The organism is Synechococcus sp. R55.7 (genome assembly GCF_047461955.1).
Lineage (GTDB): Bacteria > Cyanobacteriota > Cyanobacteriia > Thermostichales > Thermostichaceae > Thermostichus.
The window spans coordinates 1-587 of the sequence record NZ_JANSIC010000502.1; the positions used below are offsets into that span (position 1 = coordinate 1).

General features: G+C 56.6%; 1 pseudogene. It reads left to right on the forward strand.

Annotated elements, in window-relative coordinates:
• Positions 1 to 209 (forward strand): annotated as a pseudogene (locus NW820_RS13375) (TIGR00297 family protein); the annotation flags it as partial.
• Between the last annotated feature and the right edge of the window lie 378 nt (positions 210 to 587).

The window sequence follows — 587 nt, forward strand, 5'->3', positions numbered from 1 at the left end:
TTGGCGGGGAGTGGGTGGGGGAAAGCCCATTTTGGTTGGGCATCTGCTGGCTGGCTGGGATCCTGGCCACCCTGGCGGAAAGCTGGATGGGAGTGGTGTTACAACCCCGTTTGGCCTGGATGACCAACGAAGTCGTGAACGGCATTCAAACAACTTTGGCCGCTCTTCTGGCGGTAGGGCTGGGATCCCTTATGGGCATCGGATCCTAGAAATAGGGTCACCATGAACTACCCCACCGTATAGGCAGATGGGGTTTCTAGTGCCCCATCCCCTTAACAGTGAGGTTTTTGTCCCTTCCTCTGTCCCAGTTGCTTCATAGACCCGCAGGTCTCTGAAGGAGTGCTGCAACATCCGAGACCAACGAGGCTGGTTCCCAACCCCGGTTGCCCGTTGACGGCAACGTTGTACATGACCATTACCGAACCACGGTCTCTATTGCCGTGCCACCGAGAACGGCCATACAAAGAAGTCAAGCCAGGAGGCTTGACCAAAAGGGGAGAAGCTCTCCCCTTTCGCTGACCAGAGCTCCCTTAGCGCAGGCCGCTGGGCTTATAGACCAGGAAGCTGAGCACTTGGCACTGCTTAAT